Here is a 408-nt window from a genome sequence, read left to right on the forward strand (position 1 = left end):
TCATACTTCTGCGCGAGATCGAAATTCTTTGCGTCATCGTAGGTCATGGCAACCATGATTTCGAACAGCGTCAACGGCTTCCCGCCCGTATTGATGCGTGAGAAAACGTCGCATGCAACCTCAATAGGGTAGTCCTTGATCGTGATCGTCGCGAAATCGTATGTGGTCAGGTTGGTCTTGTACGCCTGGAACTTCTTGGCACGCTCTCTGCCAATCGTTTCAACGAAATCAAGCGCGTCGGAGGTCAGCATGGCATGTACTGACACGTACACCTTGCCATCTTGCTGCTGGCTGGTAACGATTTGTTCGTCGATCGAGGGGTCATAGTCAAGATTGACGTAAATATCCTTGTAATTGACTTCCTTGTTGTCCTTGGTGAGGCGTATGCCTTTGCGAATGGCATATAAG

1 protein-coding gene is annotated in these 408 nt (G+C 49.3%); it reads right to left on the reverse strand.

Going from position 1 to position 408, the window contains the following annotated elements; all coding sequences use genetic code 11:
* The coding region (locus AC1DN0_RS41680; protein WP_477146695.1) for a hypothetical protein at nt 1-408 on the reverse strand (408 nt) is incomplete at both ends.

It is taken from the genome of Cupriavidus sp. 05N39, from assembly GCF_056397325.1.